This is a genomic window from Streptococcus suis (assembly GCA_024583055.1).
Lineage (GTDB): Bacteria > Bacillota > Bacilli > Lactobacillales > Streptococcaceae > Streptococcus > Streptococcus suis_V.
Genome location: CP102145.1, coordinates 711,930 through 734,844 on the forward strand (window position 1 = coordinate 711,930; position 22,915 = coordinate 734,844).

Sequence of the window (22,915 nt, forward strand, 5' to 3'; positions counted from 1 at the left end):
GAGTTTTACAGCCACATTTCTGCAATTTTTTTCTTGAGTCGGTCTGTTTTTCCGCCGTATTCCTTGGTAATATTTGCATCGTGAACATAGCGCTCGATATCATCGTTTCCGATGAAGCTATAAGCTCCAGTTATACGAACTACTTCCTCAGAAATGGTTGAGGCCAGTCTGGAGGTGATGATTTTCAGCATGGAAACCTCCCGTTCGTCCGACATATCGGTCCGCAGGTAGTCATGGTAATAGGCTTCGCAGGCAACCAGGGCCGTTTTCAGGTCGACGATGCGGAGTTGATTGATAGATACGTCGATAGGACGCTTGCCAAAGCCCCGGCGAATCTGTGAATAGGCCAGACCTTTCTTGAAGGCACCTTCTGCAATGCCCAGGGATTGAGCACTGATGGCCAGCCGCATCTTAATCATAGACTGGGTGTACTGTTGCTTGCCGGCAATCTGGTGGCCCAACAGCTGGTCGTTGGTCAGCTGGACATTTTCAAAACTAATAGGCGCCAGCGGCATAGAGCGGACACCGACCTTATCAATGGTGGGACCGACCTGGACACCGGAAGTCTTGCTGTCGAGGACAAAGATAGCCATGTCCTTCTTGCCGTACTGGTCCACGGTCTGGCAGAGGACAAAGAGGACATCAGCCATAGGAGCATTGGAGACCATCTGCTTGCGACCGTTGATAATCCAGCCCTTGTCAGTCTGTCTGGCCATTGTTTCAGGAAATTGCTTGTCCAGATTGATATCTTCCTCGGAAAAGGCAAAGGCACCGATTTTTTTGAAGTTGAGCAAATCATCCAGATAGCGCTCCTTCTGCTCAGGGCTGCCAAAATGCTCCAAGAGCCAGATGGCAAAGAAGGCCTGGGTCATGAGGATGGCCGCCAAGGAGGAAAACTCGATGGACAGGAGGCGAATGACCTCTAGAAAGGTCCTGAGCCCGCTGTCTCTGTCCACAGTTTGGTGGAGCAGGTGGAAAATCTTGTGGTCTGTGACCAGCCGATTAATAAAGAGGAGCGGAAAGAGCTTGTGCTCATCATAGTGGGCTGCTTGGCCAACTATCTCAGCCTGGATATAGTCGCTAATCTGGTCTAACTTTTCTTGGTCGTATTGCATGATTCACCTACTTTATTCGACAGGCGTGTAGTATAATTTCAGGAATTCTTCGTAGACAAAGGACTCGATTTCATTGGTCTTGGACTTGTACGGTCGGCAGAACCAGATATTAAAAGGCAAAAAGTCTCTGAAGCGGACCATGGTGTGCTTGTCCTTGTCCACCAAATCTTCGATTGGCCGGGGCAGGAGGGTGATGATATTATTGCCAGATGTGGCTTCGATTAGGTAGTCCCAAGAGTAGGCTAGGAAGCTGACCTTAGGCTTGATTTTTTCTTTTTTGAACTTGTCCTTGAGGAGGTGGTAGGTGGTGTAGGACTTGTTAAAGGTGGCGACTTGATAGGGTTCAATGTCCTTCCACTCTAGCAGGTCCTTGCTGGCCAAGGGATGATTCTTGTCCATAAAAGCCACGTATTCGTCCATCTGGATGATGTGTTGCTCGTATTTTTGGCTATCCAGGGAGGTCGGCTCAATGACCACGACAAAGTTGAGGTCCTCAGCCAGGAACATGCGATTGAGGTCCACTCCTCCTCCTTCGGTAATCTGGATATCAATATTTGGGTTTTTGAGCAGGAAGTCCGGCAGGATATTAGCAAAATAGACCCGCAATATCAAAGACGGAATACCCAGACGGATGGTTCCCTTCTGCTTAGTAGACTCGGTCTGAATCATTCTTTGCATGTCTTCGTATTTCTCGACAATTTCGGTGGCAAAGCGGTAGACACGCTCACCTGCCTCGGTCAGTTTTTCCAGGCGACCATTTTTCCGATGGAAGAGCTGGAGCCCTTCATTGGTCTCAAACTGGGTGATGAACTGGCTGAGAGCTGACTGGCTGATATGAATCTTCTTGGCGGCTAGGGATAGATTACAGTTGTTCTCAACAATATTGATAAAATACCCCATTTGAACAATATCCATTCCCATAGCATATCCTCCTTTGTCCTTTTGGACAAGCGTTTTTCATATAATCTTGTCTCACCTATCTGAACTGGTAGCTAGGTGATGTTTTTTCATGTTTTGTTTATCGTTTTGCCCTAAAAATCTGGCAACTAAGGTTTCAATTTGTTTTTAGTAGACAACGATAAATTACTCAATTTATTATATCATATTACTGAGTATTTTTAAATAAATCCGCTCGAATTTTACAAATAAATCCCAGCAAATTGACTACTGGGATATTTCTTGTACTTAACATCTATCAAACCGACCTCAAGAACTGTCCCATTGTCTTGTTGCTAGTAAGTGTAGCTAGTAAAGTCAGGTTTGCGGAAATGCTTTCCTAGATTGGCATTGTGATGACATTGTCAGCAACGACCACGTCACCTGCTGTTTTTTCTAGGACTTCTTCTACCGTTACTCCAGGAGCTACTTCCTTGAGCAGGTATTTGCCGTCTTGGAATTCAAATACGGCTAATTCGGTGATGACCATGGATACCACTCCTTTGGCAGACAGTGGCAGGGTGCATTCTTTGAGGATCTTGGATTCACCATTTTTATCGACATGTTGCAGGGCCACAATCACGCGCTTGGCACCAACCAAGAGGTCCATGGCGCCGCCCATGCCTGGCGCGAATTTTCCTGGAATAATCCAGTTGGCAATGCTGGCGTCCTGGCTAACTTCGAGTGCTCCAAGCACAGTCGCATCCACGTGACCACCACGGATGATGGCAAAGGATGTTTGGATATCAAAGGTTGAAGCTCCTGGCATAAGGGTGATGGGAGCACCACCTGAGTTGGCAATATTTGGATGGTAGTTATCCTTGCCTGGGGTTTCACCGAAACGAAGGGCTCCATTTTCAGCTTGGAGGATAACGCTCACTCCAGCTGGGATATAGTCAGCAGATGCGTTTGGAATACCGAATCCCAGGTTGACAACGTCTCCGTCATGGAATTCTAAAGCGACACGACGTGCAATAACTTCTTTTGCTTTCATATTTTTACACCCCTGCTAGTTTCTTCGTTTCTGTCCAGAGAGCACCCATCATTTCATGGTGTTCTTGTGCTGTCAAACCTTGGACGACATAATCTACTAAAATACCAGGAATATAGACATCATCCGGCTTGATTTCTCCGATTTCTACCACTTCATTGGTCTCAACGATGACTGTGTCGGCAGCCAGGGCCAGTTGCAATGAAATGTTTTTAGTGGTTCCTTCGATGTAAAGGTTTCCGTACTTGTCTGCCTTGCTGGCCTTGATTAAGGCTACGTCAATTTTCAATGGATCATAGACTAGGTACTCACGGCCGTTGCGGACAACTTTTTCTTGTTTTTCTTCTAGGATGGTTCCAACGCCTGTCGGTGTCAATACGGCACCCAGACCTGCACCTGCAGCGTGGAGGCGTTCAACCACTGTGCCCATCGGTGTGAATTCAACTTCCATCTCACCGCTGAAGTAGGCTTTTTGGGCACCTGGTGAGGTTCCGACGTGGGCTGCTATGTATTTGGATACTTGGTGGTTTTCGCAGAGGCGACCTACTCCGACTTCCTTACCAGGATGGGAGGTTACGACAGATGTCAGAGTCAGGTTTTTTGTGCCTTGTTCCACCAAGCCATCGATCAATTCAAAGGGTTCACCGACACCGAGGAAGCCTGAGATTCCCACGATGTGTCCCGGTTGTACCAGCGATACTGCTTCTTTGAGCGTTACAATTTTTGCCATTTTTTTCTCCTCGTCAAAGCTACTTATTTCCGTGTAAAGACTGCTTTTCGTTTTTCAACAAAAGCGCCCATGCCTTCTTTTTTATCCTCTGTTGAGAAGAGGAGTGCTTCTGCTTCTGTTTCCAAGCGGATAGCACTTTGCAGTGGTAATTCTGTTCCCACGCTGATGACATGTTTGGCTTTTTCGACAGCCAACGGAGCATTCTTCAAAATAGATTTTGCTAGATTTTCAGCTTCCTGCATCAATTCCTCTGCTGGGACCAGGCGATTGAGTATGCCGAGTTCGACTGCTTCTGGTCCTTTTACATTTCGAGCCGTGAAAATGAGTTCCTTGGCTTTGCTGATGCCGATGAGGCGTGGCATCCGTTGGGTTCCTGCAAATCCTGGTATAATTCCAAGTGTCACTTCAGGGAAGCCCAAAAGAACTTTTTCATGGCCCAGACGAATGTCTGTTGACAGAGCCAATTCCATACCACCTCCCAAAGCATATCCGTTAATTGCTGCGATAGATGGCTGGCGAAGATGTTCTAGTCTGGAGAAAGTATCATTGGCATAGGTCATGTATTCGAAGGCTTGTGTCGGCGTCATCTTATCCATTTCCTTGATGTCTGCGCCGGCTACAAATGATTTCTCACCTGCACCTGTGACGATGACTACACCAATTTCTGTACTGGTTTCCACTACATCCAATACTTCATTCAAGTCTTTCAAGACTTGTGAGCTGAGGGCATTCAATGCTTCTGGACGATTGATAGTGATATAGCCGATGCCATCTTTGACGTCCAACAATACAGTTTTGTTCATAAACATTCTCCTAATGTGTAATGTGATCGGTCACCTAGGGTCAACAATGCAACCAATCGATTGACAAAATGTAAAACGCTTACATTATTAGTTTATCAACTATTTACATATTCGTCTACTTAAGAAATTTTAATAGTTGTATTAGGTGGGCTTATAGAAATTGTGCGAAAACCAACTTATTTATTGAGGTTGTTCAACCATCAAAAAGTAATCAAGAACGCTTTCCCAAAAAGTAAAAAAGCACCCAGATTTCTCCGGGCACTAGAGGTTAGGAAGCTTTTTTAGATTTAGCAATGTAGTAAAGCTGGAGCAAGATTCCGACCACGGCCATGCCGATGACGATATAGAAGGCCATAGAGTAGTCTCCATTGTTGGCTTGAGCCAGACGAGCACCCAGCTGTGGTCCTGCAATAGCAGCCACACCGTAAGCCGTAAACATCCAGCCGTAGTTGGTACCTACATTGGCCACACCCCAGTTATCAGCCGTGATACCTGGGAAGGAACCGAGGAAACCACCGAAGGACAGGGCAACCAGCATGACACCGATGATAGCCAGGACACTGCCTTCACCTTTAAAGGTCGCTGTCAGGAAGAGCCCTCCTGCTACTGCGGCAAACATGGCAACAACGGTCGGGTAGCGACCAATCTTATCAGACACGGCTCCCCAGAAAATCCGGCCAAAGGTATTGGCGATGGAAACCAGCATGACAAAGAATGTCGCTTCACTGACCAGCTTGTATTGGTCAGAGATGGATGCGGCACCACCGATAATCATCATACCGCCGGTCGCACCGAGGATGTAAATCAACCAGAGTAGCCAGAAATTGCCTTCACGCAACATTTCCTTATGGGTCTTACCAGTCGGAGCTGCAGCACCTGGTGTCGGAGCAGCTGCTGGAGCCTTTTCCATGACCAGGGAAGACGCACAGATGACCACCAAGAGGGCAATACCCAGTACATTGAAGGTCCGGTAAACACCCATGGCGCCAATCATGCCTTTAGCAACTGGCCCGATAATCAGGGGACCAAGACCAAAGCCTGCCGCTGTCAAACCACCAGCCAGACCTTTTTTATCAGGGAACCATTTGGAAGCGACCGAAGTGGCTGCACCATAGGCAGACCCGATACCTAGACCCAGGATGACACCGTAGGTCAGATAGAGAATCGACAAGCTGGTTGCAAAGCCTGTGGCAAACATGCCTAGACCAAAGAGGATACCACCTAAGAATACAAATTTCTTAGGACCGAGGGCATCAACCTTGGGACCGAAAATAATCATTCCGATCGGAACCATGGCAAAGGAGATACTAAAGGCCAGTGAGGTCTGGGCCTGTACCCATCCTTGGTCGGCATTGGCTTCCAAGAGAGCTTTTTGGAAAACGGACCAGGCATAGCCCGCTCCCAAGGAGAGGTTGGTCAAGATGGCCGCCGCCAAAATGACCCAACGATTTGGTGTTTTTTTCATAATCTTTCCTCACATAATCTACAAATGGTGAAAGTTACTCAATGAAAATCAGGAAGACGCGGAGAACTCTGACGCTTATGGTTTTATGGCGACAGGCTGAAAAGCACCCCCAGAGCTTTTCACACATCAAGTCGAGTCAACAACGTCTGCGTTTGATTTTCGAAGAGTACTATCTGCTCACGATAACGGCTATCCCCATACCACCACCGATACAGAGAGTTGCTAAACCGCATTTGGCATCACGTTTTTGCATTTCATGTAGAAGTGTGACAAAGATACGGGCGCCTGACGCTCCGATTGGGTGACCGAGGGCAATGGCACCACCGTTTACATTGACAATATCTGGATTGAGTCCTAGTTCGCGATTGACTGCGCAAGCTTGGGACGCAAAGGCTTCGTTGGCTTCAACCAAATCTAGGTCACTGATAGACAAGCCTGCCTTATCCAGGGCCTTACGGGATGCGTAGATAGGACCACAACCCATAATAGTTGGATCTAGACCTGCACTTGCATAAGATTTGATAGTAGCAAGGACTGGCAGACCCAATTGTGCAGCTTTTTCACTGCTCATCATAATGATAGCCGCTGCTCCGTCATTGATACCAGAGGCATTTCCGGCAGTAACAGTACCGTCTTTCTTGAATGCTGGGCGCAATTTAGCCATGCCTTCCATGCTGGCATTTTCACGTGGATATTCGTCTGTGTCAAAGACGAGTGGATCGCCCTTGCGTTGCGGAATCAGGACTGGTACGATTTCGTCTTTGAATTTACCTGCCTTGATAGCAGCGACAGCCTTTTCCTGGGAACGAACCGCAAAGCTATCCTGATCTTCACGGGTAATATTGTACTTGGCTGCGACATTTTCTGCTGTGATACCCATGTGCATTGGCTCAAAGGCATCCGTCAGTCCATCTTTTAGCATGGTATCAATCACTTTGCTGTCGCCCATGCGGGAACCCCAGCGCTGATTTTGAATAACATACGGCGCCTGACTCATATTTTCCGTACCACCTGCAATGACAACATCTGCATCTCCCAAAAGGATAGCTTGGGCTGCTAGGCTGATGGTTTTCAGACCAGAACCGCAAACTTTATTAATGGTGAAGGAAGGAGTCGTTACAGGCAAGCCAGATTTGATACTAACTTGACGTGCGACGTTTTGTCCAAGACCTGCACCAAGTACATTACCAAAAATCACTTCATCCACCAAAGTAGGATCAAGGTTAATTTTTTCGAGTGCGCCTTTGACAGCAGTTACTCCCAAATCAACAGCAGATATATCTTTTAAACTTCCACCGTAACTGCCAATTGGTGTTCGAACAGCTGCTACAATTACTGCTTCTCTCATTTCTTTCTCCCTTCCTAATACGTAAAGAATCCTTGACCAGTCTTACGACCAAGTTTACCAGATTCCACCATTTTTTTAAGAAGTGGAGCTGGACGGTATTTTGGATCCGCGAAGCCATTGCTCAAGACATTCATAATAGCCAAAACAACATCGAGGCCAATTAAATCAGCTAGAGCTAATGGGCCAATCGGATGGTTGGCACCCAATTTCATGGCTGTGTCAATTTCTTCTGCACTGGCAACGCCTTCTCCCAAGACAAAGATTGCTTCGTTGATCATTGGAATCAGGATACGGTTGACCACAAAACCATAGGAATCCGCCACGCGCACCGCTGTTTTATTGATTTTTGCAGTGACTTCTTCTACCGCAGCAGCTGTTTCTGGAGAGGTTTGAATGGCACGAATAACTTCGACCAATTTCATAAGAGGAGCTGGGTTAAAGAAGTGCATACCTAGCACCTTATCCGGACGACCTGAAGCGGCAGCAATATCGGTCACAGACAGGGAGGAGGTATTGGATGCCAGGATGGTTTCTGGAGCTGTAATCTCGTTTAATTGCTTAAAGATGCTCAGCTTGATATCGCGGTTTTCAGTCGCTGCTTCCACCACCAATTGCACATGTTTGGCATCCTGGTAATCTGTCGACGGGATCAATCGTGCATAGGCTGCGTCTGCTTCTTCTTGGGTCATTTTTTCTTTACCAACAGCACGATCAAATTGTTTCTTAATACCTGCTAGACCACGTTCAACAAATTCTAATTTAATATCATTGAGATAGACAGTGAAGCCTGATTGGGCAAAAACTTGAGCAATCCCGCTGCCCATTTGACCAGACCCAATGACCATAACATTTTTAATTTCCATTATACTTTTTCCTTTCCTTTCGCCCTAGAGCCAACATCCTGGGAGCAGGAGATTCCCCACTCCCGGATGAATTGCTTACTCTTAGAAAATTATTTCTCTTTTCAAAAGCCTTGACCAGCGAAAATCTCCAGTGGAGGTTTGCGGCCTGTCGCCTTGAGCCGAGAGATGGATTTTCAGTGAGTTTTAGACGAAGGCACCGATTCCAGTCAATTCACGCGCCACAATCATGGCATTGATTTCGTGTGTTCCTTCATAGGTGTAAATAGCTTCCGCATCTGTGAAGAAGCGAGCAACTTCTGTTTCGTAGGTAATACCGTTACCGCCGCAGACTTCACGAGCCAGGGCTACTGTTTCTCTCATGCGGAGAGAGTTGTGGAGCTTAGCCAGTGAAGAGTTGAGCATTTCTTCTGTGCCAGATTCTTGGATTTCGGCAATGCGTGCGGAGTAAGCAATGGCTGCCTGCACATTTGCCTGCATACGAGCCAATTTTTCCTGTACCAATTGGAAGCCACCGAGTTTGCGGCCGAATTGTTCACGAGTTGTGGTCAAGCGAAGGGCTGCATTGAAGGCACCAGCCGCTGTACCCATGGCAATGTAAGCAACGTCTGCGCGTGTGCGAACGAAGATTTTCGCTACATCACCATAGCCGTTGATATTGACAAGACGGTCTGCTTCAGGAACTTCCACATCTTTGAGTGTAATGTGACCATTGTTTACGATACGGAGGGAAATCTTGTGCTCCACGTTTTCCACAGAAAGACCTGGGCTACCTTGTTTCACCATGAAACATTTGATTTTCTTGGTTTCCACATCGCGGGCAAAGATTGGAATAAAGTCTGCTGTCTTAGCACCACCAATCCAGCGTTTTTCGCCGTTCAATACCCAGACATCACCCTTGCGCTCAGCTGTTGTTGCAAGACCACCTGCAATGTCAGAACCATGGTCAGGCTCTGTCAAACCGAAACAGGTCTGTGCTTCAAAATTACGAACTGGTGTACCAAAGCGCTCAATCTGCTCCTGGCTACCACCAATGAGAATCGTATTGTAACCAAGTCCGCCATGCACTGTGTAGAAGGTTGCAACAGACGGATCGAAGCGAGCCATTTCCAGGTAGAGGAAGGCGTTGTAAAGCTCACCAGCCTTCCAAGATCCTTCGCGACCAACGAATAAATCTGGGTGAGTCATAATTTTGGCTGCTGCAAATGCTCCCAGGATTTCTTCACGTGGAAGCAGGGCTTTTTCATAGCTGTCAATCAAGACTGGACGAACACGTGCTTCTAATTCTTGGCGCAAGTGTTTCAAGACTTTCAGTTCACCCTCCGTCAATTTTTCGGCATAACCGAACAAATCTTCTGGGTACAACTCTCTAGCTAATTCTTTAACTGACATGGTAATAGACTCCTTTTTGTATTTTTTGCTTTTTGTAAAGCGTTTACATTTTGTTGACAACATTATAATATAACGAAATTACATAAAAATCTACTTAATAAAAATTAATACGACTATAAGTGAAGATTATAGAATTTCACAAAGTAGGAAAACACAAGAATCCTTACCATTCCTAACTTTGGAAAGTATAAAAATAGGAAGAACAGAAAGTTTGTGAAGAAAAAAGCAGACCGGATTCTGAATCCAGCCTGCCAAAGAGGAAATTGGTAGTGTATTAAAAATTAGAGGTGGAGTTTCTTCAAGACATGCTCTGCTTCTGTAAAGATTGTCTCGATAATGGCCTTGGCAGGCTTGATGTCATTGACCAGACCAGCAATTTGTCCAGCCATGAGAGAGCCGTTTTCAGCATCTCCATCCTTGACCGCCTTGGCAAGAGCCCCCATGGTGATTTCTTCCAGATCATGACGGGAAGTAGCCTGAGCCTCGATTTCCAGATATTTGTCTGTCATAGCATTGCGGATACAGCGCACCGGCGCCTTAAATTTGCGACCAGTCACGACAGTTGAGGTGTCTACCGCATCCAGCACAGCCTGCTTGTAGCTATCTGGTATCGGGCATTCTTCTGCCGCGAGGAATACGGTCCCCATCTGCACCCCTTCTGCTCCCAGGGCAAAGGCTGCGACCACACCATGGCCATCTGCCACACCACCTGCACAAATCACAGGAATATCTAGAGCAGCAGCCACCTGTCTCGTCAGGGGCATGGAGGCCGTTTCGCCGATGTGACCACCAGCTTCCATCCCTTCAGCCACTACAGCATCACAGCCCAATTCCTGCATTTTGAGGGCCAGCTTGACACTTGGAATAACTGGGACTACCTTGATACCAGCTTCCTTGAGACGAGGCATATAGGGTTTCGGCGTACCTGCACCTGTGGTCACGACCTTAACCCCTTCTTCAATCAGGACTTCCACAATCTCTGCCACATTGTCCATCATCAACATCAGATTGACCGCAAACGGCTTATCCGTCAGGGCCTTGGTCTTCCGAATTTCCTCTCGGACCTCATCTGCCGTCATGCCGCCTGAAGCAAGAATACCCAGACCGCCAGCGTTTGAGACAGCGCTGACCAATTGGTGACGAGAAATTTGAGCCATGGCTCCTTGGAAAACGGGATACTGGATACCCAACAATTCTGTAACACGATTCATCTTGTATATTCCTCCTGTTTCGTTATCTTTGTCACAATCATACCAAATATTGAAACCCTTTTCAATCCTTCTTCTATTACAAAATCTTATGTCAACCATAACAAATTGTAATGTGTCTGGACTAGCCTATTTTGGCGGGATAACATTGGCCTGACCAGCTATGACCTTGACACCATCCTGATTGGTCACGATAGTCTCCAAGGTCAACCAGCCCTTGTCATCAATGGCTGTAATGGTTGCAGTCGCAGTCAAGGTATCCCCGATTCCAACGGGTTTGAGGAATTTCAACTCCTGTCCCAGATAGATGGTGCCAGGACCAGGCAGATACATGCCCAATACGGTTGAAATCAAGGAAGCACCCAACATGCCGTGGGCAATCCGCTTCTTGAACATGCCCTGTGAAGCCTCAACTTCGTTGACATGGGCAGGATTCAAATCACCTGAAATCCCTGCAAAAAGGATCACATCTGTCTCTGTAATGGTCTTAGCAAACTGACCCGTCTGCCCAATTTCAAATACTTTTGTCATTGTACTACTCCTTTTCGTCATTTTATTTATCCTCAATGAAAATCAATCTAGCCACCAGCAAAACTCTATCACTAACTTATTTCAAGGCGACAGGCTGAAAGGCTCTTGACAAGGGATGGTTTTGATTTTCGAAGAGTTTTAGTTGATTTTTTATTATTTTTTACTATAATGGGGTCAAAGAAAGGGTTATTATATGAAATCATATCCTATCCACTACCATACACTGAAAAATGGCGAGCGCCTAGCCTATTCAAGAACTGGCACTACTGGCCCAGCCTTGATTCTCCTGCATGGCAACCTGAGTTCGTCGGTTCATTTCTACCAGCTGGCAGAGGCTCTGGAAGGAGACTTTCAGCTAATTCTTCCAGACATGCGTGGCTTCGGGCATTCCAGCTACCAGCAGCCTGTCCATTCCCTGCAGGAATTGGCTCTGGACTTGGTGGAGCTCATGGATGTGCTGACAATCCCTAGCTATGCTATCCTTGGTTGGTCCACAGGCGGTGGGGTTGCCTTGGAAATGGCTGCGCTAAAACCACAAGCCGTTGAGCAGGTATTTCTCCTCGCCTCCATCGGCATACAGGGCTACCTGTCTCCTAGCGGTATCAATCGACCTCAATTAGGCCTGCTGCCGCTCCTCATCCAGACCAATCGGGCCATGGCCAAGTGGAATCCCGTCCTGCAGAAGGTCGAGTTGGCCTTACAAAACCGTGACCAGCGTATCCTCAAGAAAATAATGGACCCACTCTACCAACTCTACCCGATTTCTGAGCAGGATTACCAGGCCTATATGGATGCCATGTGCCAGCAGCAAAACTACTCTGACATCTTTATCAACCTCTTCACCTTCAATATGACCAATCGGACAAACGGCTTGGTCGCCGGAACCAACCGGATTCAAGATGTCACCTGTCCGGTCATCATTATCCACGGGGACAAGGACAAGGTTGTTCGTATGGACTCTGCTCTTCTGACCTATCAGACCTTGAAGCAACAGGCCCAGCTCTATGTCATGGATGCTGGTCACTCTATCCAGACAGACCAACCTAATCAGCTAGCAGACATTCTAAGAAAACATCTCCTCTAACGAACAAGCCACATTGATAACTTTCCCCATTATAGACAAGGAGCTGGGCTTAAGCCCAGCCCTTTTTACTCATCATGGGTTTTATAGAAATCCATGAGTTTTGGTATTACTTGTTGGCGGGACCGCTTGCTGACAAAGAGGCCGATATGGCCGGAATCATAATAGACAGTCTCCGTATCTTTTGAGCCAACTAATTTCGGTAATGGTTCAGAAGCCAGAGTCGGCACTTGGTCATCCCGATTGGCAATGATATTGAGCAAAGGCTGCTTGATATTCTTGAGATTGACCGTTTCATCGCCGATTTTGAGCTCGCCCTTGACCAGCTTATTATCATGGTACATGTCATTGGTAAACTGACGAATGGTCGCTCCAGCCTGGGCAGGGCTGTCAAAAATCCAGCTTTCCAGGGCCAAGAAATTGGTCATGGCTTTTTCATTGTCCAATTTATCAATCAAATCCAAATATTTATTGGTGGTTAATTTGATAGGCGATAAGAGCAAGAAACCGTTGTTCATGACTTCTCCAGACAGGTTGCCATAGGCTTCGACCATACTGTCTGCATCCATATATTTGCCCCATTGGAAGAGCAACTTATCACACGGAGAGAAATCAATCGGCGCCACAACAGTCACCAGATTCTTGACCAAGTCAGGATTGAGGGCTGTAAAGATAGTCGCAAAATTGGCTCCCTGGCAAATACCGAAAAAGTTGATTTTATCGGCACCAGAATGGTCCAAAACAGCCTCCACACAGTTGCGCATATAGCCCTGGATATAGTCTTCCATGGTGATATACATGTCATCCTTGGTCGGATAACCCCAGTCGATGACATAGAGATCCGCCCCCGCATTGAGCATATCTTCCACAAAGCTATTGCCCTCCTGCAGGTCTAGCATGTAGTATTTATTGACCAGGGCATAAGAAATCAGGGTAGGCGTCTTGAGCGGTCGTTTTACTTTTGGTTTGAAATGATAGAGGACCAACTTATCCTCTGCGTAGATGACTTCTTTTTCCGATACGCCACCTTTTGGTCGTTCCAGCTTGGTCAAGGTTTCAATGCCCTTAATCAAGCGTTGTTGGGATTCCAGGGCATCCTGGATATTTTTCTTCGGTATGGTAAATAATTCCTCAAACATAGGCCATCTCCCTTCTTACTTATTTGCTGTCAGCTTTCTTGCTGGGCTTGGTCTTGGCAGGCTTGGCCTCTGCGCCTTGCTTGATGTCCTTGAGTTCGCGCTTGAGCTTGGTCACTTCGCGTTTCAACTCTTGAACCTTTTTATACAGACTGCGCGCATCACTTTCTAGGACAATCGGCAGGCCTTTAAGGACTAATTCCAAAAGTTTATTGCGGGCAATGACAAACTGCGCATTGGCGGTGCCAAATTTGGCCAAGAGTTGAGAAAATTCATCTGAGTAGAAATATTCTTGTAAGGTTTTTTCTACTTCATTAGACCAATGATGATAAAATTCCTTGTATGTTTGCGGTTGCTCACCCTTTTTAACCAATTCAGCAAATTCTTCCATTAAAGTTTTAGCCCGATTTTTGGTCACCTGGGTCAATTTTTGCTGGAATTCTACGCTTGTCAACATCAGCTGGATACTATTGTCAATAAAGGCATTCTGAGCCTCTATCTTTTCCGTATTGTTGCCCATGCCTGGAATGCGCAAGAGCGGCGCTACTGTCTGCTCATACTGGCTCTTCCATTGGTCAAAGAAACCAGCCAGCTTGTCTGGATCTCCATTGGCACCCTCGACATAGAGACGACTGAGGTCAAAGAAGGATTCAGCCCACGGCCCCAAGAATTGAGACCAGTTATCCTTGAGCGCGCCGGTCAGCTGATAAGGCGCTTCTAGGATTGAGCGCAGCTGGGTAGGAATATAGGGTTGGACAAAATCAGCATAAAATTGCTGGCCATCTGACATCCACTTGTTGACCCATTCCTTGCCATCTTCTTCAAATGGCTTGGAATAGAGGTCACGAAGGTTGTCAAAATAGCGATAAAAACTAACAAAATGCTTGTTGGCATCCATCATCTTGACCAAGGTTGCATAAGAATCCGAATCAAGGGCATCATAGAGACGGGATGGATTGAACTGGTTGCGGTAAAATTCCAAATAGGTATTCATATCTGGAAATTGGGAAATGTAGTTGCCCAGAGGTCCTTCTTGATAGGCCTTTTGCATCTGTTCTGTCCAGCTAGACTGAAGTTTGTTCCAAGAATCCAGGGCAGGATTGGTCATCCCAGTTTGGAAGGGCATGGTAAATCCATTGGTCGGATTCAAGGACTTGAGATAGTCAGTGAAGAATTGCTGCTGCGCGGTCAAAATATCTGCCATACCTTTTGGGCCATCTTCAGCCTGTTTTGGTATCAGACTTTGCCACTGCTCAGCCATTTTCTTTTGAGCCTCAAACCACTGATTGATCATATCGTATTGGGACATAAGATTCCTCCTTATAAGAATTCGGTCAATTCCTGGACCGTCAGGTTAGACAAGTGGGACAGTCTACCTACAATTCTTATCTTATTATAGAGAGTTTTCAATTTCAAGCTGTCATGCTCTACATGCAACTTAGAGTTTTTTATAGCAACTAGTAGGCCAACTAATACATAAAAATAATACGGCGCTCACAGTTAGCTTTTGATACTCAGTCAAATTCAAAAAGAGTGGATATAGGTTTGTTTTCTTAATCGACAAAAACATATATAAGCTTGTTTGTTATTAAAACCTAGCTAGGATATCTATTCGCCTCTAGAGATTTCCAAAGATTTTCTCTAGAGGTCTCTCCCTCTTTCAGAATGGTTAGATTGAATTTTGCTGGGTTTGAGCAAACAAAAAGCAGGCTCATCATCAACAAGCCTGCTGTCATTCGTTATCATTCTTCCTTACTCGTATGTCGCTTGCCAAGGTCCTTAGCTTCTTGCTCCGACATGCTAATCACTTTTGACCAATTGGTATTCTTAGGCATATTATCCTTGGAATACCAATAAACATCCGCCTTTCCATTACGGGCAATATAGACGACCGGAGCCAATTCCTGACTTGCTTCCGTGCTTGGATTAGTCGCTTGCTGGCTAGATGCAGATGCTGTCGTCGAGCTACTTGCCGTTTCAGTTGGTACCAGACTAGGCTTGGCTGTCCCCGTCAAGTAGTCAATCTCCGCATTTTTAGAATAATTCTCCAAAACGACCCGCGTAATACCATAGGTATCGACTATCTCTTTTTCACTACCCAGCCGAATCTCCAATAGATTCCCAGCCTGATCGATACCTACGTATTGGAGCTCAATCTGGCGTGGCACCAATTCACCGCCTCTATAAATCGGAGTTACCCGATAATCCAACCAATAGTTAGGATGGGTTGCCAGCCAAGAATCCAGCCGATTTTCATAAAAAAGCATGCCTTCAATGTTGGTGTCCTTGGTCCCTTTGTAATGACCACTATTGGTCCAGGCAGTCAGAGGAACCAAATTTTCACCCTGGTCGGTCAAGCCGCTGAACTGGTAGCCGATTAGGTGGCCACGATTGAAGAGATAGGCCTTCTTCCCATCCTTGTTATAGGTCAGTTTGTAATTGTGCCAGCCTACAGGATTGTATTTTATCCGAGGCTCCCGCTGCTTCTTGGGTTCATCCTTATCCTGCAATTGAATATGGGCAAATGTCGCACGCCTGAAATGGTCAAATTCTCCAAGAACCAACTGCTTCTGACCTGTAAAAGGCAGTAATTGCAAACCCTGGTAATCCACTTGATTGGCCAGGGTTGCAGGCCCATTGCCGAAAAAGAAAATCACCGTCAGAATGCCAAGGATGAGCCGAAAAATACGCCGTTTCATACATACTACTCCTTAGGATAAACGAAATCTGTCTATCATTAGTATATCATGAAACCGCTTCATATTCACTACAAAACTGAAACATCTTGGTCTGCTTAGCCTATCTTATTTCACCGTTTCAATCCGCCACTGCTGCCAGCCCCTAAACCGTACTGCTCCCTGCTGGTCCGTCCGATAAACATGCATTTTTTCATGTGCAAATCGTTCCAAGGTTTCTTGATGAGGGTGCTTGTAGCGGTTATTTTCCCCAGCCGATACCAGGGCAATCTTGGCCTTGATATGGTCCAAAAATTCAGGATAAGAGGAGCCTTTGGACCCATGATGCCCCGCTTTTAAGACATCGACCGGCAGAGTGGGATAGGTCTCCACCAGCTCCAGCTCACTCTGCTCCAAATCCCCCGTAAAGAGGAAATTGGCCTGCAAGAGCCTGCCGTAAAGCACGATAGAATCATCATTGCCACCGTCACCTACGAGCTTGGGATAAAGCACCTCCAGATGAGAATCAAAAATCGGCAATCTATCTCCAACCTGCACCACTCTGACAGGCGCATTGACCGCCCTCAACTTCTCCACAAAGTCCGCATCGGTCACACTTCCCGGCGACACATAGATAGTTCCAATCTCCACAGCCTTGGCTACAGCCAAGAGGTCGCCCACATGGTCTGCATCGGTATGGGTCAAGACCAAACTGTCAATCCTGCCCACACCTCGACTATGAAGGTAAGGAATCAAGGTCTGCTCTGCATTGGCCTTGCGCGACCGCTCCTGCCAGGCCTCCTTGGCTGCAAAATCCACGCGCCCACCCACATCAATGAGCACCGTCCGCCCCCGCCAATCCCGCAGGAAAAGGCTATCTCCCTGCCCCACGTCCACCATGGTCACCTCGTTTTCCAGGGGATGTTTTGTCATGAAAAATAGCAGAGCGAGGACCATGCTGAGACCAATCAGCCATTTTTTCCGCCTGTGAAAATCATAGAGCAAGAAAAGACCGACCAGCAAAACCAGCAAGACCAGAGGTGATGGCTTGCCAAAAATCCACGGACGCAACCCCAAATCCGCCACCCAGACAATAATTTTCTCCAAGAGGACAAAAAATCCATTGACCCAAGTAATTTTGACCAAGGGCGATAGCAGGAAAATCAAGGACAGACCTGGTAGGAGCAAGACATCGAATACAAAGGAAAAAGCAAAGGTCAGCAGAATGGACAGGGGCTGGAAAGAATAAAAATAGCCGATTAGAATAGGTAAAATCCCAGCCGAAATAGCCAAACTTTCCACCGCAATTTTCTTAAACCAGCCCAAGTCCTCGAAGTCAAAAACTGTCAGCAAGAAAGCGTAGGTAAAGGTCAGGACACCGCCTGCTGTCAGCAAAAAGCGTGGCATAATGAGCAGGCAAACAAAGACCGTCACCGCAAAGTTATCCAACTTCCGCAACCCCAGATTGCCCAGAATTTTCTGTACTAAAGACCGGACGACAGAAACCGACCAGCCTGTCAGACCAGCATAAACAAGTGAAAAGGGAATTTGAACCTTGTCCACCGTCTCCTTGGTCAGACCCAGCCGCAGGAGAATCCAACGAAACTTGTCCACAAAAAAGCCAACCTGCATACCAGACAGGGCAAAGAGGTGGATAATGCCCAGACTGGAATAGAGCTCACTCATCTGGTCAAAATCGCTATCCAACTCCCCAAACAAAAGCCCCGTCATATAATGGCTCATGGGAGCAGGGAAATTGGTTTTCACATAGACCAGAGCCTTTCTTCGCAGGCTAGATAGCCAGTCCAGAGGATACCAGCTCACAACCTTGTCAACCTTATGAATAGCCACAACCTTGACCGTCCGATAAATGCCCTGGGTCCGCAAATAGGCAGCATAATCAAAACCATTGAAATTACGCTGACCGGCTGGCCGGCTCACCTCAGTCTCTACCGTCAGGTCAACCAGGTCCGACAGATTTTGAAAAGCCTCCTGCTCCTCTTGGCTGGTCAATTTGTAGAAGGCTTGGTAAACTCGCCCGTCAGCCCGACCGCGAAAGGACAGGCTGTCTCCATTGATGTCAATGGTATCTGGAATGACCAGTAGGGTCGTCACTTGCTCAGGGGCTGACTGGTCTGCCCTGGTCCATTGATACAACTGAAATCCGAAGAAGAGACCACATAGGCCTAAAAGCGCCAGCAGTCTGACTAAAGCCTTCTGCCCCTGCTGCAAGCAGAAGACCACCAAGAGAAAACTGAGCAGGCCTATTGCCAAAAGCGAAAAGCGATGAACCAAAAAATATAGGGAGACGACTAAAAAGGCCAGGTGGATAGGCTGGCAGGGGAGCTTAAACCGTGACATAAGGCCGGATGTTCTCCAGGGTCTTGTCGCCGATACCCGACACATTATTGAGGTCGTCGACGCTCTTGAAGCCACCATTGGCCTCCCGATAGGCGATAATGTCCGCCGCCCGCTTGGCCCCGACGCCTGAAATGGTCTGCAGCTCCGCCTCGGTCGCCGTATTGAGATTAACTAGACCTTGCTTGTCGTCTTGGTTTTGGGACATAGCAGAGCTGGGATTGCTGCTTGCCACCACCGAGATATTTTCACCTTTACTAGCCACATAGACCACCGCTTCGTCGCTCAGCTTCTGAGCCAGATTGACTGACTTCTGATCTGCCTCCTGGGAAAATCCACCCGCAGCCAGCAAGGCATCGTTGACCCGGCTACCATGTTCAAGGGTATAGAGCCCCGGATTTTTCACCGCTCCCTTGACATCGACCACCAACTGGCTGCTCACTTCAGTTGAGCTAGATGCTGTTTTCGTTTGGTCCTCAGATGATGCAGAGCTTGTCTGCTCTGTCCTGGTTAAGTCAGCTAGACCTGTTTGGTCAACGGATTTGGCGGGTTGGCTAAAGAGCAGAAAGCTGGTCAAAATGACCCCTGCCGCAGCCGGCAGACCAATCTGCCACTTATAGTTTTTCAATATTTCGATATAAGAATGGATATTGTTCATTTTACTACCTCCAACTAGTAAGTGCGTAAAAGAACAGAAAAAACTCACAAAATTTGCGAGTTTTTTATCTCCTTATTTCTTGTCCAATTCAACCGATGGATTCCAGACGAAACTAGCCAGGTAGCTAAATACATAGGTCAGTCCCAAAATCAAGGCCACCAGCAAAAGTATCGGAATACGGTAGATATAGGTCAAGACATTTGGTTTTTTCTTGGTTTGGAAGGAGCCAGCGTAGTCGTCCAGACGCTTGAATTCCTTTTCGATACGGCCTGTTACCTCAGCTGTTCCTGCATCGTCCATGCGCTTGATGTCTAAAATATCAATTGGATTGCCAAAAGCCACATCAATCCGCTCACCAGCCAACAAGCCCTTGAGGGTCAGAGGACCGACATAGGTCGCAGGCATGAGCTTGACCTTGGCAGACTTAGCAATCACAGCCACCCCTCCCTTGAGCTCAGATGAATGACGGCTACCAGACGGAAACATGACCAGCGAACGGTCGCTTTTTTTCAACATGTTAACTGGATACTTGATGGCTGCCATACCAGGATTTTCACGGTCAATAGGAAAGGCACCACACTTGCGAATCCACCAACCAAAGCCACGGTCCTTGAAGAGTTCCTTTTTGGCCATAAAGATAAATTGCTTTGGTGCCGCCGCATAGCCCATGAAAACAGGGTCCCAGAAGGTCTTGTGAGGAGCAATCAGAATATAATTCTCTTCCTTGGGCAGGATATTTTCCTTATCATGGTAGTGAATATTACCATTGACAGCCCAGAGTAAAAATGATAGTAATGTTCGTAAATAAGCGTAAAACATAGATTCTCCTTTTTATCCCTTCTATTATAGCATAGTTTGAAAAATGGTGCTGCCTTTTCTCTGGTAAACTTGGTTCTAATCAAAATACGATATCACGACTTTTTTCTTGCCAACATGGTCGCAAAGCGCATCTTGAGGAAATTTCCATTCTCATCCCGCTTGTGGAGCTGTCCAAAGTCTTCGTTGTACTTGACCAAGTCCCAGTCACGGTAGTATTCCTTCAACTCCCCTTCTCCAAAGGTAAAGGAGAAATTCATAGGACAAGGTGCATCTTCCGTATCCATGGCTGCTACAATCAAGTTGTAACCACCCGGTCTTGTTCGTTCCTGCATATTTTGTATAATGGCGGGTATACGGTCACGCTCCAAAAACATGAAGACCACTGTTGAGATAATCCAGTCATAGTCCTGCTCCAAACTAGCTGAGTTAATATCATAAGTCCCAGCCTGTAAATCCAAATCCTCCGCTTCCTTGACCTGCAAGAGTGTCTGAATGCTCGGAACATGCTTATCAACTGCCGTCACCTCAAAACCCTGCTGGGCCAAGTAAAGACTGTTACGACCATGGCCGCATCCCAAGTCCAAGACCTTACAAGGTTTGATAGTATCCAAGGCCTCCAAGACCTCCGAATGCGTCCTCGTATATCCGTACTTTTTAGCAAAATAATCCTCTGGCTGACAGAAAAATTCCAAGAAAAACTCCGTATCCTCTGTCAACAAGGTCACCCGATGCCAAGCCTGTGGCTCAACAAAAGGAATCTCATCTGTCGGACCATAGACAAATTCTCCCAAAATTTCATTAAGATCTGAAATCAGCTCAAACTTGAGCTGGCCTTTCAAGACTTTGATTTTGGCCCAGGTACCCACTTTAGTATTGTGCTTGGTCAAAAAATGCTTGGGAACCGTATCCTGATTCCAAATGGGCATGCGTTTGTAAGGAACTAAAACAGTCATCATCTCTCCTTTTCTTTCCAATACACTTAGTCTATCACAAAGGAAATATGAATTCAAACCCATTTTTTTCTTGACGTGGAGTGAACTCCGAGGTGTATAATATAGAAAACTAGAAAGGTTGCTTACTAATAAATGTAGATGTGTAGAAAATATGAAAACAGCTATTTATGAAAAAGCCGGTAAGATGACCGTTGCAGAAATCGAAAAACCTAGCCTTCAAGCCAAAGATGATGTCATTATCAAGGTCGTTCGGGCCTGTGTTTGTGGGTCGGACCTTTGGGGCTACGGAGAAGACATTCACCATGACCACGGTGACACAAACTCTGGTCATGAAGCCATCGGTATCGTTGAAGAGGTAGGCGAAGACATTACAACACTTGTTCCTGGTGACTTTGTGATTGTTCCATTTACACATGGTTGCGGACACTGTGATGCCTGTCGTGCTGGCTTTGATGGTACTTGTGACAACCATCCAGGCTACACCAACTGGGGCAACAACTACCAGTCTCAATACATTCGTTTCCACTACGGCAATTGGGCCTTGGTCAAAATTCCTGGTCAGCCGAGCGATTATTCAGAAGGGATGATTAAATCCCTCTTAACCTTAGCAGATGTCATGCCAACAGGTTACCATGCGGCTCGCGTAGCAGATGTCAAACCTGGTGACAAGGTTGTTGTCATCGGTGATGGTGCAGTGGGTCAATGTGCCGTCATTGCTGCAAAAATGCGCGGAGCTTCTCAGATCGTCATGATGAGCCGCCATGCAGACCGCCAGCAAATGGCTTTGGAATCAGGGGCTACTGCCATCGTAGCAGAACGTGGCGAGGAAGGAATTGCCAAAGTCCGTGAAATTCTTGGAGGTGGCGCTGATGCTGCCCTCGAATGTGTTGGTACAGAAGCTTCTATTGACCAAGCCCTCGGTGTGCTTCACAATGGTGGTCGTATCGGTTTTGTAGGTGTGCCTCATTACAACAACCACGCCCTCGGCTCAACTTTTACTCAAAATATCATTATCGGTGGTGGCTCGGCTTCTGTCACAACCTATGATAAGGAAATTTTGCTTGATGCTGTTCTCAAAGGACAGATCAATCCCGGTCGCGTTTTCACCCAAACTTACAGCCTAGACAATATCGACCAAGCCTACAAAGACATGGCCAACCGTAAAACGATTAAAGCTATGATTACGGTGGATTAAGGTGCCAAACATGGTTAAAAAATTCAAGAGTATCTAGTAATAATCTCCAAGTTTGAATCACTTATTACACAGAAAAGTAAAATCCCTCACCTACCTAAAAATCGTGGTGAGGATTTGTTTATACATCATTAGGGCATTTCAACTACTAGAAAAGTGTAAGCAGTCTACATATCAGATTATCACTCTGATTGTATCAATCCACTCAATCTCATTATTATCCATTCAAAACAACGTCATTTCTGACAAGGTTTGTATTTTGAAAAATCTCTTAGATTCAGTTTTGGATCTGGTTTTGGGATATAGTTTTTCTAACGGGCATTGTGACGAAACCTGAAGTAATACGACTAGCAAAATGTGTTAGAAAACTGATTATGGTAGAAAACTGCAAGATATTGGCGCCAATGACCAGAGCAACGATAATGTACAACAGAATTCCTGTTTCAATAGAGCATCCAGTTGATTCACAAATTAATTACTTTTATTTTATTATATATTTCAAATCCTAATATTCACTGAGTTGATTAAATTAATTAAATTCAACTAAATAACAATAATCATTCAAAGCATTGTCTGCAAAATAATTAAAGTAGTTGCTATGAAAAAATTGGTAGCTAATATCTGCTAGAAACGACATGTCGAATAGTTTCATTTGCAATGAACT

At 46.3% G+C, this 22,915-nt stretch carries 20 protein-coding genes; 2 read left to right on the forward strand and 18 right to left on the reverse strand.

Translation table 11 applies throughout. From position 1 onward, the window contains the following. Positions 1-5: 5 nt before the first annotated feature. The 11 genes from NQZ91_03375 to NQZ91_03425 form a co-directional block, all read right to left on the reverse strand. Positions 6-1,115, reverse strand: coding sequence for an acyl-CoA dehydrogenase family protein (locus NQZ91_03375; protein UUM58424.1), 1,110 nt, complete (start codon positions 1,113-1,115; stop codon positions 6-8). A 12-nt stretch (positions 1,116-1,127) separates the two neighbouring features. Then, on the reverse strand, positions 1,128-2,030 hold the full coding sequence (locus NQZ91_03380; GenBank protein ID UUM58809.1) for a LysR family transcriptional regulator: 903 nt from the start codon (positions 2,028-2,030) through the stop codon (positions 1,128-1,130). 361 nt (positions 2,031-2,391) lie between these two features. Further along, positions 2,392-3,045, reverse strand: coding sequence for a 3-oxoacid CoA-transferase subunit B (locus NQZ91_03385; protein UUM58425.1), 654 nt, complete (start codon positions 3,043-3,045; stop codon positions 2,392-2,394). Between the two features lie 4 nt (positions 3,046-3,049). Further along, positions 3,050-3,772 (reverse strand): 3-oxoacid CoA-transferase subunit A, encoded by a 723-nt coding sequence (locus NQZ91_03390; GenBank protein ID UUM58426.1) that lies wholly within the window; start codon positions 3,770-3,772, stop codon positions 3,050-3,052. 23 nt (positions 3,773-3,795) lie between these two features. After that, entirely contained in the window at positions 3,796-4,575 is a 780-nt protein-coding gene (locus NQZ91_03395; GenBank protein UUM58427.1) for an enoyl-CoA hydratase-related protein, read from the reverse strand. Between the two features lie 268 nt (positions 4,576-4,843). Then, positions 4,844-6,040, reverse strand: coding sequence for an OFA family MFS transporter (locus tag NQZ91_03400; protein ID UUM58428.1), 1,197 nt, complete (start codon positions 6,038-6,040; stop codon positions 4,844-4,846). A gap of 169 nt (positions 6,041-6,209) precedes the next feature. After that, positions 6,210-7,388, reverse strand: coding sequence for an acetyl-CoA C-acetyltransferase (locus tag NQZ91_03405; GenBank protein ID UUM58429.1), 1,179 nt, complete (start codon positions 7,386-7,388; stop codon positions 6,210-6,212). Positions 7,389-7,402: 14 nt separating this feature from the next. Continuing rightward, the gene (locus NQZ91_03410) at positions 7,403-8,251 is read right to left on the reverse strand and encodes a 3-hydroxybutyryl-CoA dehydrogenase (GenBank protein ID UUM58430.1); all 849 of its coding nucleotides are present in this window, start codon (positions 8,249-8,251) and stop codon (positions 7,403-7,405) included. Positions 8,252-8,434: 183 nt separating this feature from the next. Beyond that, positions 8,435-9,640: an acyl-CoA dehydrogenase family protein gene (locus NQZ91_03415; protein ID UUM58431.1), complete on the reverse strand. Its 1,206-nt coding sequence runs from the start codon at positions 9,638-9,640 to the stop codon at positions 8,435-8,437. A gap of 281 nt (positions 9,641-9,921) precedes the next feature. Then, positions 9,922-10,851: a nitronate monooxygenase family protein gene (locus tag NQZ91_03420; protein UUM58432.1), complete on the reverse strand. Its 930-nt coding sequence runs from the start codon at positions 10,849-10,851 to the stop codon at positions 9,922-9,924. 126 nt (positions 10,852-10,977) lie between these two features. After that, on the reverse strand, positions 10,978-11,379 hold the full coding sequence (locus NQZ91_03425; protein ID UUM58433.1) for a MaoC family dehydratase: 402 nt from the start codon (positions 11,377-11,379) through the stop codon (positions 10,978-10,980). A 193-nt stretch (positions 11,380-11,572) separates the two neighbouring features. Between NQZ91_03425 and NQZ91_03430 the strand changes: the two genes are divergently transcribed. After that, positions 11,573-12,463: an alpha/beta hydrolase gene (locus NQZ91_03430; protein ID UUM58434.1), complete on the forward strand. Its 891-nt coding sequence runs from the start codon at positions 11,573-11,575 to the stop codon at positions 12,461-12,463. A gap of 65 nt (positions 12,464-12,528) precedes the next feature. Here the strand turns inward: NQZ91_03430 and phaC are convergent, their stop codons facing one another. The 7 genes from phaC to tehB form a co-directional block, all read right to left on the reverse strand. Next, the gene (gene phaC, locus NQZ91_03435; protein ID UUM58435.1) at positions 12,529-13,599 is read right to left on the reverse strand and encodes a class III poly(R)-hydroxyalkanoic acid synthase subunit PhaC; all 1,071 of its coding nucleotides are present in this window, start codon (positions 13,597-13,599) and stop codon (positions 12,529-12,531) included. 19 nt (positions 13,600-13,618) lie between these two features. Continuing rightward, positions 13,619-14,905 (reverse strand): hypothetical protein, encoded by a 1,287-nt coding sequence (locus NQZ91_03440; GenBank protein UUM58436.1) that lies wholly within the window; start codon positions 14,903-14,905, stop codon positions 13,619-13,621. 433 nt (positions 14,906-15,338) lie between these two features. After that, positions 15,339-16,295 (reverse strand): DNA/RNA non-specific endonuclease, encoded by a 957-nt coding sequence (locus NQZ91_03445; GenBank protein ID UUM58437.1) that lies wholly within the window; start codon positions 16,293-16,295, stop codon positions 15,339-15,341. A 105-nt stretch (positions 16,296-16,400) separates the two neighbouring features. Beyond that, on the reverse strand, positions 16,401-18,632 hold the full coding sequence (locus NQZ91_03450) for a DNA internalization-related competence protein ComEC/Rec2 (GenBank protein ID UUM58438.1): 2,232 nt from the start codon (positions 18,630-18,632) through the stop codon (positions 16,401-16,403). Continuing rightward, positions 18,619-19,287, reverse strand: coding sequence for a helix-hairpin-helix domain-containing protein (locus NQZ91_03455; GenBank protein UUM58439.1), 669 nt, complete (start codon positions 19,285-19,287; stop codon positions 18,619-18,621). Before NQZ91_03455 ends, NQZ91_03450 begins: the two co-directional genes overlap by 14 nt. A gap of 72 nt (positions 19,288-19,359) precedes the next feature. After that, positions 19,360-20,106 (reverse strand): 1-acyl-sn-glycerol-3-phosphate acyltransferase, encoded by a 747-nt coding sequence (locus NQZ91_03460; GenBank protein ID UUM58440.1) that lies wholly within the window; start codon positions 20,104-20,106, stop codon positions 19,360-19,362. A 92-nt stretch (positions 20,107-20,198) separates the two neighbouring features. Further along, complete coding sequence (gene tehB, locus NQZ91_03465) at positions 20,199-21,059, reverse strand: SAM-dependent methyltransferase TehB (protein UUM58810.1); 861 nt, start codon at positions 21,057-21,059, stop codon at positions 20,199-20,201. 151 nt (positions 21,060-21,210) lie between these two features. On the opposite strand from tehB, the gene NQZ91_03470 reads away from it, so the two are divergent. Then, entirely contained in the window at positions 21,211-22,254 is a 1,044-nt protein-coding gene (locus NQZ91_03470) for an alcohol dehydrogenase catalytic domain-containing protein (protein UUM58441.1), read from the forward strand. The last annotated feature ends 661 nt before the right edge of the window (positions 22,255-22,915 follow it).